Source organism: Dyadobacter sp. CY327 (assembly GCF_021390415.1).
Classification (GTDB): Bacteria; Bacteroidota; Bacteroidia; order Cytophagales; family Spirosomataceae; genus Dyadobacter; species Dyadobacter chenhuakuii.
Genome location: NZ_JAJUXJ010000007.1, coordinates 283,484 through 298,365 on the forward strand (window position 1 = coordinate 283,484; position 14,882 = coordinate 298,365).

Here is a 14,882-nt window from a genome sequence, read left to right on the forward strand (position 1 = left end):
TGATTTTAGAAATTAATGCTTAGGCCCGCAGAGTATGTTTTCGAAAGCGGGTAAGTTCTTCCATTGGTAAAATCACCGTCAAATTGCTCAGGATCAATATATTTAGATCTTAATGGCGTGTAAGTGAACAGGTTTTCGCCGCTTACGTAAATGCGCGCCCGGGGAATGCGGACTTTCTTGCTGAGGCGCTCAGGAATTGTAAAACCCAGCACGATATTTTTCAGCCTCAGATAACCCACATTCTGCACATACCGATCGTTGCGGGCATTGAGGTCGCCACCGCCGTTAAGCGCTGTGTAGCCGCGCAGGATAGGGAAGTATGCATCCGTATTTTCAGGCGTCCAGATATCATCCTCGAAGTTTTCAGGAAGAAATGAATAGTAAGGACGGGAGTAAGGGCCCCAGAATTTATCCGCATTTGCTCCAGGATACCAGTTCCGGCGAAGAATCCCCTGAGCCAGCGCAGAAAAATCAAATGCACCCCAGGAAGCACCCAGATTAAGGCCATATCTGAACCGCGGGTTGGTATTTCCGATCACTTTCAAATCGCCGTGGTCCGCCAGTGTGTTTGCGCCTTCCGAAATCTTGCCGTCACCGTTCAAATCCAGGAATTTCAGATCGCCTGCCTGTAATTTACTCCACTCGCCAGGTGCGCTCAAACGCTGCTTGTTAACCAATGTCTGGTCAATCGGATAAGCTTGCGCCTCGTCGTTGGTTTTAAAATATCCGTCAATGGAATACCCCCACATTTCACCCAGCGTTTGTCCTTCGTAACGGCTGGAAAGCAGCTTGTTTGGGTTGTCATAGCGCGTAATTTTCGCTTTATAATCCGACACCATGAATGTGGCGTTGTAAGCAAATGTCTTCCCGGCCAGTTTGAACTGGTCTTTCCACGCCACGGAAAGTTCGAATCCTTTTGTCTTCAAATCACCCGCATTCTGCGTAGGCACCGTGGCGCCGTACACCGACGGAAGCACACGTCCCGGCACGAGCATATCCTTGGTTTCGCGGATATAAGCGTCCATGGCAATAGTCAGCTTGCCTTTCAAAAGATCTGCATCCAGACCAATGTTGGAAGTCGTTGCCGATTCCCAGGTCAGGCCGGCAGCGATGGGGTTGGGGCTGTCGACGTACGGGATTTTTTGTCCGTTATTGATCCACGACGAAAGAGCCGTCGGCATGATTTCGATGTAGGGATAAAAGCTCGCTGAACTTGGATTATCATTGAACTTAGGCGGAAGCTGGTTGCCTAATGTTCCATATGAAGCCCTGATTTTAAGGTTACTAACCACATTGCGGGCTGATTCGAAGAATTTTTCCTCACTCAGTCTCCAACCGGCCGAAACCGACGGGAAAAATCCGTAACGCCTGCCTGCGCCAAACCGCGATGTGCCATCATAGCGACCATTTACTTCCAGCAGATACTTGCCCATATAGTCGTAATTCAGCCTGAAAAACGCACCAAAAAGCGAATATTCGTAAGCGCCGCCGTTCACAAGCTGCTCTCCGGTTCCGAGATTGAGGTCGTTAATGTCTTCGGAAAGCAGGTTTTTGCGTGCGCCTGTCAGCACCTGATGCTTTTTGGATTCGTAATTGATCCCCGCAGTTGCGCCCAGGTAATGTTTGCCCAATGTTTTATTATATGAGGAATAAACGTTGGTAACATGCATAGGATCAAACCAGAATGTCTTTTCTAGTTGGTCGGTATTGTAGTTCGGGACCGTTGCCAGGATACCAGGCTGTATCGAGTACTGGGCAATGGCTGACCGATACCAATCATCCGTGATGTAGAACGAGTAGGAGTGGTTTGCGACGAGGTTCCAGGTTTTGGTAAAATCAATGGTAACCGAGTTAATGGTCGTGAGCTCATGCACTTTCTTTTCACCGCCGGCCACGCCTTTCAAGAGATTTGCAAACAATCCGTCACCAATTGAATAGTTGTTTTTCAATGTGTTGTAAGTCGCGGTCCCGTCCGGGTTGCGCGGTGCATACGCGGGAAGCGCGTGCACGGTGATGGCGGTAAAGTTGGCATTTGCACCGCCTTTCAAACCTGGATATTTATAACGCGAATCGAAATATTGGGTGTTGTTGCTAACTTTCAGCCACGGCGTCAGCTGCGCATTCACCTTGGTTCTTAATGTATAGGAATTGAATCTGTCTGTATTGATCCGCATAATCCCATCCTTCTGGAATGCAGAACCTGACAGGAAATAATTGACCTTATCCGTGCCGCCCGAAAGGCTGATATTATGCTGCATGGACGGCTCAACCTGCTTGAAAAGCGTTTTCCACCAATCGTAATTACCATAATAATTGTAAATGTCCTTCCCATTGACATTCTTCACCACTGTCCATGGACGTGCAGGATTCTCCGTTTTGTCGTAGCGGCGCGCTTCCAGCTCGGCATAATCTTCTTCGGAATAACGCGTGTAGGTATTTCCATTGGCGCGCTTGAATGCCTCGTCATTGATGCGGGTATGGTCGTAACCATTGGTCAGGAAGTTCGTACTTACTGTCGGTGTTGACCAGCCGAAGTTGTTGCTGTAACTGACACTGGTTTTGCCATTCTTCGCACTTTTTGTAGTAACCAAAATCACCCCGAATGCTCCGCGTGCACCATAAATGGCGGACGCGGCCGCATCCTTCAACACCGAAACCGACTCCACGTCATTAGGATTAATGCGGTTAATGTCACCCGGGATGCCGTCGACCAGAACCAGCGGGCCTCCGCCGTTGATCGAGGTTTCACCACGGACGTTCAAGTTTCCGCCTTGTCCTGGCTGGCCCGTTCCGAATGTAATGTTCAGGTTGGGCACCATGCCTTGCAGGATTTGCGACATATTGTTCAATGGCCTGTTTTCCAAATCCCTCGATTGCACCTGGCTTACTGCTCCCGTGAGGTTTACGCGTTTCTGCGTTCCGTAACCTACCACAACCAGTTCTTCCAAAGCCTTGTTGTCGGCAGCCAGCGTGATATTCACTGTCGAACGGTTCCCTACCACGACTTCCTGGGAAGTATAACCCACAAAACTGAACACAAGCACCGATTCCACATTGGGCACCACGAGCTCGAAGTTTCCGTTTCCATCCGTCGTTGTCCCGGTGGAGCTTCCTTTGAGAACTACGCTTACGCCGGGCAGGGAGCCCTGGCCATCCGAAGAGGTTACCGTGCCTTTTACATTGATTTCGACCGGCAGGACGTAATTTTGCAGCTTTTCTTCCAGATCCGGAATGTTGGATTCTTCCTTCGCGGCCTTTCCTCTTGCCAGCACGATCTGCCCGTTGATAACCCTGTAGTTAATGCCGCGGGAAACCAGCAGCTGGTCCAGGACTTTCGACAATTTTTGATTTTTTGCCTCGATACTTACATTTTCTTTGAGAGAAACCCGGCTGCTGTAGACAAATTTCGCATCCACTTTCTCCTGAATCTCATCCAATGCTTCTTTCAGCGAAACATTTTTAAGACTGATTGTCATATCCTTGCTCAGGATAGACTGGGCTGTACTTTCCTTTGCATAGCTGCTGCCTGCCAGTAAGGCAACAAAAAGCCATTGAAGCAATCCAATGCGCATAATCATTTGCCAGTTTACGGGCTTGTTACGTACTGTTTTTTGCATAATTTTGATTGTCTGATGGTTAAGCACTGTTGGGTAAAAACATCCCTTAGTTTCGGTGGTACGAGGTTAAAAGGATGGAATTCTGGACCGGGGGTGGTGGTACACCTCCGGTTTTTTCATGGCGGAATAGATCGGTGGTTCATAGGCGGTTATTCACAAGGTGTTCCATTGAGTAAAATCGTGTTTCCTGAAATAGTATAGTTGGCTTCCAAGGTGGTGCAGAGCATTTCCAGGATTACCGTAAATGGCTGCGACTCGAAATTGGCGGTTACACTGCACGTAGCAGTGGTGGGATTAGACAAGCGAATGTTTACATCAAACCGTTTTTCGAGCTGCTCAATAACCTTATTCAACGGTGCTTCTTCGAAAACCACTGTTACCGGCTCGTATATTTCTTTGCGGGGCTGTATGGTTATTTGCCTCGCAGTCAGCCTTTTGGATTCAATTTCAAAGATGGCCTGCTGCTTTGGTTTCAGGACGAGCTGCTGTGGCTTCGTCTCGGTGCCCGGCGCGGTAACTTCTACGCTACCCGTTAGCACATCCACCTGAAACACCTTCTGAGCCGAAGCAGCTTTTACATTAAAGCTTGTCCCCAGCACCTTGATGACCATTTCCCCGCTCTGGATGAGGAAAGGCCGGGTTTTATCTTTTGTTATATCAAAAAAACCTTCCCCCGAAAATGTGACTATGCGCCGGTCTGTATCGAAGCGGGCGGGATAGGTTACCGAAGCTTCCGGGTGCATGATGATCGAGCTGCTGTCCGGCAGCATATGCGTAACGATCCTCGATTCCGTATTGACAAACTGGACAATGTCCGATTTTTTCTTCTGCTGGATTTCTTCAATGATGGAAACCGGCTGTTCCTTCCGGATCGGGTAATTAAAATAAAGTCCCGCTGCAATGGCCACGGACGCCGCTATGCCCGAAATCCAGCGCCATGGGAAAGGCCGTGCCGGCGATTCGTCCAGAATATTCAGTTCACCTTTAATGCTTTCGAAAGTGCTTTCCCTGATGGAAGATTTTTCTGTTTCAGATAATTTTTCCAAATGGTCGGCATCTCCTTTGATGGCAGCATACCACGCCTCAACCTCTTCTTTTTCCTGATCATTGCATTGATCGAGGAGATATTTTTCCAATAAAACCGGGGAGATAAAGGGTGCCTTCATTGCTTAAAGTATGGTATCAAACTTCAAGTCGCACGCCGGAAAGCAAACCCTTAGGTGGGGTGTAAATTTTTTTTAATTAAAAACGAAAAAGACGATGCCGGAGATTATGTGGTCTTTCAAATGCGCCCTTAAAATCCGGATCGCTTTGGAAATGTGCTGCTCCACCGTCTTCTCGGCAATCGCAAGCCGGTCGCCGATCTGCTTGTTGGAAACGCCCTGCCTGCTCAGCACAAACACTTCCTGACATTTGGGTGACAGCAAGTGCAGACCCTGTTCGTAGCGGGTTTGCAGGTCGGCTGTTAATGTATGCTGGTCGGCAAAGTCAACGGGATCTGCATGCAGTGATTCCCAATGATCGTAATGTTGTTTTCGGGTAAATTCTTTGCGGTAAAAAGAAATGATCTGCTTCTTGGCGATAGCAAAAAGGAATGTGCGGCAGCAAAGAATCTGCTGTCCGCGACGCTTCTGCCAGATGTTTACGAATAATTCCTGCACAATTTCCTGTGCAGCGAACCGGTCGTTCACTTTGCTGTAAGCGTAATTGAAGAGCACATTAAAATAGCGGTTATATAGCTCGGCAAAAGCCAGCTCGTCGTCCTGCTCGCTGATCAGCGCAAGGATATTTTCATCGGAACAGGAAGTATAGATGGCGTTCATAACGAAGATTTCCTTTGAATTCCGGCTGCCCGGATTGGAATAGCTCACAAAATTCGGACAATATTTCCTTATTGAATCTTTTAACAGATTAAGTAATCTCGTTCTTTTTTTTACTTTCTTAACATTAATATAAAGTGACGCGGGCGGCAAATGTTTTTTGTAACCGCCTGTTCTTTAAATTGCCGACTATTTATCCCTACACAATTAATTGAATGAATAATTATCCGCAGGCTTCGCGCATTCTGCTGGCAATAGACTGTATTATTTTCGGGTTCGACGGGAAGGATATCAAGCTGTTGCTAATTAAAAGGAATTTTGAGCCTGAAAAGGGGAAATGGTCGCTGATGGGTGGTTTTCTCAATGCGGATGAAGACCTCTCGGATGGCGCAGCGCGCATCTTATACAATCTTACGGGGCTGAAAAACATCTACGTCGAGCAGCTCGAAACATTCGGAAAGATCTACCGCGATCCGGCTGAAAGGACTGTTTCGGTTGTGTTTTTTGCACTCATCCAGATTGACGACCATGACGCCGACGCGGTTAAAAGCCATAATGCTTCCTGGATTACGCTGGAAAATCGTCCGGCGCTGATATTCGATCATGAGGATATGGTTTGCAAGGCCATTGAACATTTAAAATACAAAGCTGCACTGCATCCCATTGGTTTTGAGCTCTTACCCGAGCTTTTTACCATTCCTCAACTCCAAAAACTCTACGAAGCCATCTACAACATCCCGCTCGACAGGCGCAATTTCAGCCGCAAACTTTTGTCAACGGGATTACTGATCGACACCGGAAACAAAAACAGCAACAGCACGACTAAAAAGGCTACTTTGTATAAGCTGGACGAAGTGAGATATAAGGAGAAGTTTCACTCGTTCTGGAATTTTATGCCCGACAGCATGAAGCAGTCGTAGGGTAGGAGATTAGTTTGGCGTCAATCAGTAATATTAATTGTGTCAAAATAACACCATAAACAAATTTATTTATATTTGTTACGTGATAAGTGAAATAATACGATCATGAGAGAAAGTTACGTCATAGGGATTGATTTTGGCACGGACTCCGTGCGGGCGCTGGTTGTGAACGCGCATACGGGCGATCAGGCCGGAACGGCGGTTCGGGAATACAGCCGTTGGAAGCAGGGAAAATACTGCGATGCATCGTCGTCACGGTTCAGACAGCATCCGCTGGATTACCTTGAAGCCATGGAAGCTGCTTTGCTGGAAGCACTGGACAAATCACCCGCAGATGCGCGGAACAATGTCCGGGGCATTTCTGTGGATACAACGGGTTCTACGCCTGTTGCTGTGGACCGGAACGGCACGCCTCTGTCACTTCTCCCTGAGTTTGCCGAAAATCCAAATGGCATGTTTATCCTCTGGAAAGATCACACGGCCAATGCCGAGGCGGAGGAAATCAACACATTGGCACACAGTTTAGAAACAGATTATACCAAATACGTCGGCGGGATTTATTCGTCGGAATGGTTTTGGGCCAAAATCCTGCGGACGCTGCGGGTAGACAGCGAAGTGCGTGACAAAGCGTTTTCGTGGGTGGAACATTGCGACTGGATCTCTGCCGAACTGACCGGTAACACAGACCCGCTGACATTGAAACGATCCAGGTGCGCAGCCGGACACAAGGCTCTATGGCACAGCGATTTCGACGGTTTACCACCCAATGAGTTCCTGACCAAGCTTGATCCGCTTCTGGATGGCATCCGCGACCGGCTTTTCTCCCAGACACAAACTTCGGACGAAGCGATGGGGACCATTTCGCCAAAATGGGCCGAAAAACTGGGCATACCTGCCAACACAGTCATTGGTGTAGGGGCTTTCGATGCGCATATGGGCGCAGTAGGAGCATTAATCGAGCCTTATTCACTTTGTAAGGTGATCGGGACGTCGACTTGTGACATGCTGATCGCTCCGAACGAGGAAGTCGGACATTTATTGATCAAGGGCATTTGCGGCCAGGTCGACGGCTCCATTATTCCCGGTATGCTGGGTATGGAAGCAGGTCAATCTGCATTTGGTGACATTTATGCGTGGTTTTCCAAGTTGATCGTTGAGCCTGTGAGAACATTGCTCGGCGAGGAAGCTGCGCAAAGATTGTCCAAAGAACTCATCCCGCATCTGGCCGAACAAGCCGCAAAACTGCCAGTTACCGAAAACGACATTATCGCCATCGACTGGATGAACGGCCGCCGGACGCCCGATGCGAAACATACATTAAAAGGCGCTATACTGGGCTTGAACCTGGCCAGCGATCACGTCCGGATATTTAAAGCGCTGGTGGAAGCCACAGCTTACGGCTCTAAAAGCATCGTGGAACGGTTCAGGAAAGAAGGCGTTCCGATTCATGAAGTCATTGCGATTGGCGGTGTTGCCAAGAAATCGGCATTTGTGATGCAAACGCTGGCGGATGTGCTTAATATGCCTATCAAAGTCGCTGCTTCCGAGCAGGCCTGTGCGCTGGGTGCGGCAATGTTCGCGGCGGTTGCTTCGGGCATTCATAAGACCCTGCCGGAAGCACAGGAAGCCATGAACTCTGGCTTTGACGCTGTTTATACGCCCAGACCGGCGCAAACGGCTGTTTATCAATCATTATATCAAAAATACACGCAGTGTGGTGCATTCCTGGAAAACGACTTTCTGCGCAAATGGGAGCCGGCTCCCGAGAATATATTATCCGCTTCATTGTAAAATGTAACCCTTTCCACAATCATAATGGTTGATTTAAAACAATTTGAAATTTGGTTTATTACGGGCAGTCAGGATCTGTACGGCGCCGACACGCTCAGACAAGTCGCCGAACACGCCCAGATCATCAGCAAGCATTTTGACGAATCTGCTCAGATGCCGGTCAGGGCGGTTTTCAAGCCTGTCGTGAAGTCATCGGAAGAGATTTTTAATATCATGCAGGACGCGAATGTGGCTAAAAACTGCATTGGTATAGTAGCCTGGATGCATACTTTTTCACCGGCAAAAATGTGGATCCGTGGTTTGCAGATCATGCAAAAACCATTGCTCCACCTGCATACGCAGTTCAACCGCGACATTCCCTGGGCAAACATTGATATGGATTTCATGAACATGAACCAGTCGGCGCATGGCGACCGGGAATTTGGTTTCATGATGACGCGTATGCGCCTGAACCGGAAGGTGATCGTGGGACACTGGCAGGAGCAGCACATTATAGAAGATCTGGCAAAATGGACACGCGTGGCGGCTGCCCGGCACGATATTAAAGGAGCGAAATTTGTTCGTTTTGGCGACAATATGCGCGAAGTGGCAGTTACCGACGGTGATAAGGTTGCTGCTGAAATGACATTCGGATTTTCGGTAAATACGTATGCTGTGGGAGACCTGGTTGCTGTTATTAATCAGGTTTCGGAACAGGAAGTCGGACTTTTGATTGATGAATATGAATCGCTTTATGATCTGGCGGACGGCATTCGTAAGGGAGACGGGAGGCATCAGGCGCTTTGGGATGCTGCCCGGATTGAACTGGGATTGAAATACTTTCTGGAAGACGGAAATTTCAAGGGTTATACCAACACATTCGAGGATCTGCACGGCATGAAGCAGCTTCCGGGCATTGGTTCTCAGCGCATGATGGCGGCGGGCTATGGTTATGCTGGCGAAGGTGACTGGAAAACATCGGCCATGGTGCGGGCGCTTAAAGTAATGGGCAGCGGACTGGCAGGGGGAAACTCGTTTATGGAGGATTACACTTATCATTTCGACCCGGCCAATAACCTCGTTCTGGGATCACATATGCTTGAAATCTGCCCGAGCATTGCCTCCGGCAGACCGTCCTGTGAAATCCATCCCCTGGGCATCGGCGGAAAGGAAGATCCTGTCAGACTGGTTTTCAATGCCGCGGCAGGTCCTGCTATTAATGTTTCCCTGGTGGATATGGGCAACCGTTTTCGGATCCTGGTGAACGAAGTGGAAGCGGTGGAAGTGACCGAAGCACTTCCGAAACTTCCGGTTGCGAGGGTTTTATGGAAACCAGCCCCGGATATGGCCACGGGTTGCGCGGCATGGATCTACGCAGGCGGGGCACACCACACGGTTTACAGCCAGAATCTCACCACGGATCACATTGAAATGCTGGCCGAAATGACTGGTGTTGAGCTGGTTGTGATAGATAAGAACACGTCGCTCAGGCAGTTGAAAAATGAATTGAGATGGAGCGAGGCCTCGTATAGATAACATTGAAAAAGCATGTCTAAATACACTTATTTAAAAGAGCAGGTTTACGAGGCCAACATGGAGATTCCCCGGGAGAACCTGGCCATTGTTACGTTTGGTAATGTGAGCGGGATTGACCGGAATGCGGGCGTGATTGCTATTAAGCCCAGCGGCGTTCCTTATCACAAGCTGAAAGTCGAGGATATTGTTTTGCTGGATCTGGATAACCAGGTTGTGGAAGGCAATATGCGGCCATCTTCGGATACGAAAACCCATACATTGCTTTATAAAAATTTCCCGTCCATTGGCGGCGTCTGCCATACGCATTCAACTTACGCCGTGGCGTGGGCGCAGGCCATTAGGGCAATCCCGAACCTGGGCACCACACACGCCGATCACTTAACTTCGGCTGTGCCTGTTACCGAGGTAATGTCGGATGAAATGATCCAGCGGGATTACGAATTGGAGACGGGTAATCAGATCCTGGATTTATTCGGGTATGATAAGTTGAATTATGAAGAAACGGAGATGGTCCTGGTGGCTTGTCACGGGCCATTTACGTGGGGGAAAGATCCGGCAAAGGCCGTTTATAATTCCGTTGTGCTGGAAGAAATTGCGAAGATGGCTTACCTTACAATGCATATTAACCCCTCTGCTCAGACCATTAAGCAAGGCCTGATTGACAAGCATTATTTTCGCAAGCACGGAAAGGATGCTTACTACGGGCAGGGTTGCTGATCAGTTCTTATTTTCAGGGCGTTTGCTGGCAATGTTGCGCATTTGCTGCAACGCTTCCTGGCGCGACATGCGTTTTTCGCTTGCTTTCGCTTCATTGATGGATTCCTTGGAAAAGCGACCTTTGAAAAGGTTAAAAAGAGCGAATAACATATTTGAATATTTGAAGGATGACTTTCCTATGAACGTTCACCAAACATAGAAAAGTTTGGGGTAAAAAAAAACTATCAGGAAAGTGTTCCCGATAGTCATATGCTAGTTAAACGTTGAGTAAGAATGTCTTTTTTAGCTAATAAGTCTCACGCACCTCTGCGCAACTTGCTTCCGGGGTTGAAATCATCCTGGATCCAGCGAACGAAATTGTTGGAATTGGTTTTATAAATTTCCATAGATAGAGGCTTAATGCCGCTATACTCAACCTCCTTAACGTACTCCGCGTGTAATTTTAAGATTTCAGACAGGGTTTTGCTATCAGTTTTCATTTAAAAAGGGATGTTAAAGATTACTATATGCCAAAATCCTGCTATAAAGCTGTTCCTCAACAGTGCGCAATTTTAAAAAAATTAAAAAAATTATATTAATAGTTTATATGTTCATATCATGTGGCATAATTTTCCCACTAATGGCAAATGTGTGGATTCTCCCGAAGAAAATTTGTTACATTATTGGACAAACTGGGAATTGTACTAACTGGAACCCTGCAAACGTAATTTTTATTTAGTCCCGGGGCATTATGCAGAACAATGTTAAAGTTCTATGCCTAAGTAACTTAGATTACTTCCTTTATTTGAGAGCGAGGCCTTTTTAACAATTAAAGCAGGCGGAAACACGCCAAAATACAAAAGTCAGATTTCGAGCTTTCGCTTCAAAGTTGAGATTTCCAATGGTTTGGGAAGGAGGTCAATGATATGCCGGCTGGCCTTTGCCTTGTCGATGTCCCGGGTATCAATGGTGGAGGATAACATGAAGAGTTTAATCTTTTTATGGAGACTTTCCGGAAGATGGTCGAATTCGTCTATAAATTCAAATCCGTTCATGTCGGGCATTTGCAGGTCCAGCAGAATAATGCTGTCAGGAAGGCTATCCGCTTCACTGACAAGATATTTGAGCGCATCGCGCGCGGAATTAAATGTCCTGACAGAGTCCGTTATGCCACTTTTCTTCAATAACTTTTCGTATATAAACAGATCGAATGTGCTGTCGTCTATAAGGAAAAAGTGTAAAAGTGGCTTCATGTATTTCTTATTTATGGATAGAAGGGATGTTGACTTCGAAAATACTTCCTTCGCCAACTTTGGAAGAAACGCTAATCTCACCTCCGAGTTTAGCAATCGCTTCATGTACAATGTACAAACCTATGCCTGATCCACTGTTTGTTGCGCCTGCCCGGTAAAACATTTTGAAAATTTTGTCCTGATCCGAATCTTTGATGCCCGAGCCATTGTCCTCGATGGTGATCCTGGCTGAGCTCGGCGTCGACTTGATTTTCAGATGCACGAACTGGTTCTGCTTGTTCGTATCCTGGAATTTTATAGCATTGTTGATCAGGTTATTGAATATAATCCGGAGCTTCATTACATCCGACCGGAACACACCATCCTGCTCAATGTCGGTGGTCATTTTCAGGTTGCCGTATTCGGGCAGATACTGGATGGTGGCCTGCACTTCGGTTACAAGCTCTTCGAAGCTGATGTCTGTAACGACTGGAACGCCTCTTGCATTTTTGTAGTAATCAATGATATTAATAATGAATGTATCCAGCTTTTTAACCGACTGCCGGATCAGTTCCAGATATTCGTTCTGGGATTTAATATCGTCTTCCAGCAGCGCCAGGTTCACGATCCCCAGCACCGACATCAACGGCGCGCGCAAGTCATGGGAAGCGCTGTAAACAAACTTATCGAGCTCTTCATTCGCCTTTTGCAACTCTTCATTCCGCTCTTTAAGATCTTCGCGCGTTTTATAAATGTCGTATGCGTGCGAAATTGCATTCTCTACATAACCGTAATCCCAGGGCTTGTCGATAAACCTGAACACTTCTCCCTTGTTAATGGCATCGATCGCGGCGCCAATATCAGTGTGGCCTGTGATGAGAATCCGGATTGGTTTGGGATATTTAGTCCTGATTTTCTCAAAAAACTGCACACCCGTCATAATGGGCATGCGTTGATCTGCGAGAATAATGCAGAAATCCTGTTTTTCAAGAATCTCTTCCGCATCTACTACAGATGAGGCGATTGTGATATCGTACTGCTTCCGGAAAGAAGCCTTGAACGAATGAAGGTTATGCTCCTCATCGTCAATGTAAAGGATGGTTATTGGTTTTTCACTCATTGAAATCGTGGATAGGGCGTGCTTTCTGTTTTACGGGCAGGGTGATCAAAAACTCTGTTCCCTCGCCAACTTCGGTATTTACCTGGATATTTCCGCTGTGAACTTCAATTATTTTAAATACAATGGATAATCCGAGGCCTGTTCCGTCTCCCACCTGCTTGGTGGTAAAGAACGGCTCAAAAATTTTCGCGCGGACCGCGGGCGGCATACCGGGCCCGTTGTCCCGGATGGAAATAGAAATATTGTCCGGGTCTTTCAGCCATGATCTGACCCAAATTGTCGGGGTTTTTCCTTCTGTTTTAGCATTTAGCAGCGCGTAAATGGAGTTATTGAGGATATTCATAAACACCTGGTTCAGCTTGCCTGCGAAACATTCGATACTCGGGATATTCCCCAGTTCCTTTACCAAATGTATGGAATTACCCATTTGATAGTTCAAAATAATAAGGGTTGACTCAATGCCCTCATTAATGTTGACGACGTTGAGGTCGGATTCATCTACGCGGGAGAATATTTTTAACCCTTTTACAATCTCAACCGTCCTGCTGGCGCCATCTTCCATGCCTTTCAGTAAGGTGCCCAGCTCGGTTTTAATGTAGTCCAGATCCAGGTCTTCTTTCAATCGCTCGATTTCTTTTATCTTAACCTGTAACTGATCAATTGAGTCAACGCCCTGAATGTCATTATAGGAATCGAGGATTTCAAGGACGTCGTCAATGTCACGGCGAAGGGGCCTGATATTCGAGCTTACGAAGTTGATCGGATTGTTGATCTCATGGGCGATCCCTGCTGTAAGCTGACCCAGTGAAGCCATCTTTTCGGAATCCAGCAGCTGTGTCTGTGTGTCTTTCAGTTTATTGAGCGTCACATTTAGTTCTGTATTAGCGTGTTGCAACTCAGCAGTTCGCTCGTTGACACTCCTTTCCAGATTAATGTTTTGCTCCATAATGATCTTTTCATTTTCCAGCGACACGCGCAGGGCTTCCTCCTGCGATTCTTCCCTTTCCTTTTTAAATATATTAATCTTATCCGCCAGTGCAATAGATAGCAGTACAACTTCTGCAATAGAGCCGAACTGCATGGTGTAAGTTGTGAAAATATTATACGGCAGGATGTTAATATTTCGCAAAACAAGAAGGAACAGACCAAGCAGGAAAATACTCCAGGCCAATAAGAAAAGTTTGGCAGGACGATAATTTTCCTTTGAAAGTTTAAACCCTATTATAAAAAGCCCGATCGCCCCAACTCCTCCTGATACATCGACAGCGCGAAAGCTCAGCAATTCAAACCCAAGCAGGTTCAGTAGGCCTGTGGACGAATAAAGTGCGATGATCACATTCAGGATGAAGACCCCTGGCGGCCATTTTTCGGGAAGCTGGAGGAAGTTTTTCACGAAAAGCATGGCAAAGATTCCGGCGACACCCGAGAAGTAAATAGTTGCTACGGAGTTGAATTTTGGTGCAAATGGCCAGATATACTTAAACCCATAACCCGACAATGCGGTTTGTGCCAATCCTACAAACAACACATAAAGCACGTAGAACAGGTAACTCTTGTCGCGGGTGGAGAAGTAAATGAAGACATTATAAAGCACCATTACTGCAATGATCCCTGCGAAAATGCCATTGATGGTCTCGCCGATCTGGGCGGCTTCGAAGAAAGTTTCCTGGTCGCGCAGGATGAGCGGCAGGATCACCTGGTTGTAGCCCTTCACCCGCAGATAATAGTTCTTTTGCTGGCCCGGCCTTATATCAAGCGCAAAAACAAGATTCTGGTGTTTGATCCGTCGTTCATTGAAGTCCGCATTTTCACGATTTGTTTCAACTTTGACCTTTGCGCCTTCAATCTCAAAAAGCTCACAGGTATGTATCAGCGGATGCGCGAGTTCCAGATATAGCAGCGAGCTGGCCGATTTGTTGGCGATGGAAAACCGGATCCAGAATGTGGACTGGCTCAGCCCCATATTAGGCGTGTCGTCCGTACTCTGAACGAAAGCGTTGGTTTTCAGGACCTGCTCAAAATTGCGCGCATTGGTGACATCTTCAAAAATTTCAACCTGCTTGCCAATGATTTGTGAGCCCTGGTAAAAATTCACCGGGATGCCGTAAACGAGCTTTGCGGAAAGTAGAAATGTGATTGCAAATAGGTGCTTTAAAAATTTCATAAAAATC

General features: G+C 47.1%; 12 protein-coding genes. 4 read left to right on the forward strand and 8 right to left on the reverse strand.

Annotation, left to right across the window (positions count from 1 at the left end):
• Positions 1-5: 5 nt before the first annotated feature.
• The 3 genes from LZG74_RS17510 to LZG74_RS17520 form a co-directional block, all read right to left on the reverse strand.
• Positions 6-3,617 carry a TonB-dependent receptor gene (locus tag LZG74_RS17510; RefSeq protein ID WP_233797823.1) on the reverse strand — a complete coding sequence of 1,204 codons (3,612 nt, stop codon included), beginning with the start codon at positions 3,615-3,617 and terminating at the stop codon, positions 6-8.
• Between the two features lie 149 nt (positions 3,618-3,766).
• Positions 3,767-4,783, reverse strand: a complete 1,017-nt coding sequence (locus tag LZG74_RS17515) for a FecR family protein (RefSeq protein ID WP_233797824.1) — start codon at positions 4,781-4,783, stop codon at positions 3,767-3,769.
• 72 nt (positions 4,784-4,855) lie between these two features.
• Positions 4,856-5,440 (reverse strand): RNA polymerase sigma factor, encoded by a 585-nt coding sequence (locus LZG74_RS17520; RefSeq protein ID WP_233797825.1) that lies wholly within the window; start codon positions 5,438-5,440, stop codon positions 4,856-4,858.
• Between the two features lie 212 nt (positions 5,441-5,652).
• Between LZG74_RS17520 and LZG74_RS17525 the strand changes: the two genes are divergently transcribed.
• The 4 genes from LZG74_RS17525 to LZG74_RS17540 all read left to right on the forward strand — a co-directional run bounded on the left by LZG74_RS17525 (position 5,653) and on the right by LZG74_RS17540 (position 10,380).
• Positions 5,653-6,357: an NrtR DNA-binding winged helix domain-containing protein gene (locus LZG74_RS17525; RefSeq protein WP_233797826.1), complete on the forward strand. Its 705-nt coding sequence runs from the start codon at positions 5,653-5,655 to the stop codon at positions 6,355-6,357.
• A 105-nt stretch (positions 6,358-6,462) separates the two neighbouring features.
• Complete coding sequence (locus tag LZG74_RS17530; protein WP_233797827.1) at positions 6,463-8,148, forward strand: ribulokinase; 1,686 nt, start codon at positions 6,463-6,465, stop codon at positions 8,146-8,148.
• A 24-nt stretch (positions 8,149-8,172) separates the two neighbouring features.
• The gene (gene araA, locus LZG74_RS17535; RefSeq protein ID WP_233797828.1) at positions 8,173-9,663 is read left to right on the forward strand and encodes an L-arabinose isomerase; all 1,491 of its coding nucleotides are present in this window, start codon (positions 8,173-8,175) and stop codon (positions 9,661-9,663) included.
• A gap of 12 nt (positions 9,664-9,675) precedes the next feature.
• Positions 9,676-10,380 (forward strand): L-ribulose-5-phosphate 4-epimerase, encoded by a 705-nt coding sequence (locus tag LZG74_RS17540; protein ID WP_233797829.1) that lies wholly within the window; start codon positions 9,676-9,678, stop codon positions 10,378-10,380.
• Here the strand turns inward: LZG74_RS17540 and LZG74_RS17545 are convergent, their stop codons facing one another.
• The 5 genes from LZG74_RS17545 to LZG74_RS17565 all read right to left on the reverse strand — a co-directional run bounded on the left by LZG74_RS17545 (position 10,381) and on the right by LZG74_RS17565 (position 14,875).
• Positions 10,381-10,530 carry a hypothetical protein gene (locus LZG74_RS17545; protein ID WP_169720023.1) on the reverse strand — a complete coding sequence of 50 codons (150 nt, stop codon included), beginning with the start codon at positions 10,528-10,530 and terminating at the stop codon, positions 10,381-10,383.
• A gap of 146 nt (positions 10,531-10,676) precedes the next feature.
• The gene (locus tag LZG74_RS17550; protein ID WP_233797830.1) at positions 10,677-10,859 is read right to left on the reverse strand and encodes a hypothetical protein; all 183 of its coding nucleotides are present in this window, start codon (positions 10,857-10,859) and stop codon (positions 10,677-10,679) included.
• A gap of 363 nt (positions 10,860-11,222) precedes the next feature.
• Complete coding sequence (locus LZG74_RS17555; protein ID WP_233797831.1) at positions 11,223-11,612, reverse strand: response regulator; 390 nt, start codon at positions 11,610-11,612, stop codon at positions 11,223-11,225.
• A 7-nt stretch (positions 11,613-11,619) separates the two neighbouring features.
• Complete coding sequence (locus tag LZG74_RS17560) at positions 11,620-12,711, reverse strand: hybrid sensor histidine kinase/response regulator (RefSeq protein ID WP_233797832.1); 1,092 nt, start codon at positions 12,709-12,711, stop codon at positions 11,620-11,622.
• Positions 12,704-14,875: a 7TM diverse intracellular signaling domain-containing protein gene (locus LZG74_RS17565; protein WP_233797833.1), complete on the reverse strand. Its 2,172-nt coding sequence runs from the start codon at positions 14,873-14,875 to the stop codon at positions 12,704-12,706. Before LZG74_RS17565 ends, LZG74_RS17560 begins: the two co-directional genes overlap by 8 nt.
• Between the last annotated feature and the right edge of the window lie 7 nt (positions 14,876-14,882).

Coding starts and splice junctions, on each gene's coding strand:
- LZG74_RS17510 (WP_233797823.1), bottom strand. CDS start 3,617: ATGCAAAAAACAGTACGTAACAAGCCCGTAAACTGGCAAATGATTATG.
- LZG74_RS17515 (WP_233797824.1), bottom strand. CDS start 4,783: ATGAAGGCACCCTTTATCTCCCCGGTTTTATTGGAAAAATATCTCCTC.
- LZG74_RS17520 (WP_233797825.1), bottom strand. CDS start 5,440: ATGAACGCCATCTATACTTCCTGTTCCGATGAAAATATCCTTGCGCTG.
- LZG74_RS17525 (WP_233797826.1), top strand. CDS start 5,653: ATGAATAATTATCCGCAGGCTTCGCGCATTCTGCTGGCAATAGACTGT.
- LZG74_RS17530 (WP_233797827.1), top strand. CDS start 6,463: ATGAGAGAAAGTTACGTCATAGGGATTGATTTTGGCACGGACTCCGTG.
- araA (WP_233797828.1), top strand. CDS start 8,173: ATGGTTGATTTAAAACAATTTGAAATTTGGTTTATTACGGGCAGTCAG.
- LZG74_RS17540 (WP_233797829.1), top strand. CDS start 9,676: ATGTCTAAATACACTTATTTAAAAGAGCAGGTTTACGAGGCCAACATG.
- LZG74_RS17545 (WP_169720023.1), bottom strand. CDS start 10,530: ATGTTATTCGCTCTTTTTAACCTTTTCAAAGGTCGCTTTTCCAAGGAA.
- LZG74_RS17550 (WP_233797830.1), bottom strand. CDS start 10,859: ATGAAAACTGATAGCAAAACCCTGTCTGAAATCTTAAAATTACACGCG.
- LZG74_RS17555 (WP_233797831.1), bottom strand. CDS start 11,612: ATGAAGCCACTTTTACACTTTTTCCTTATAGACGACAGCACATTCGAT.
- LZG74_RS17560 (WP_233797832.1), bottom strand. CDS start 12,711: ATGAGTGAAAAACCAATAACCATCCTTTACATTGACGATGAGGAGCAT.
- LZG74_RS17565 (WP_233797833.1), bottom strand. CDS start 14,875: ATGAAATTTTTAAAGCACCTATTTGCAATCACATTTCTACTTTCCGCA.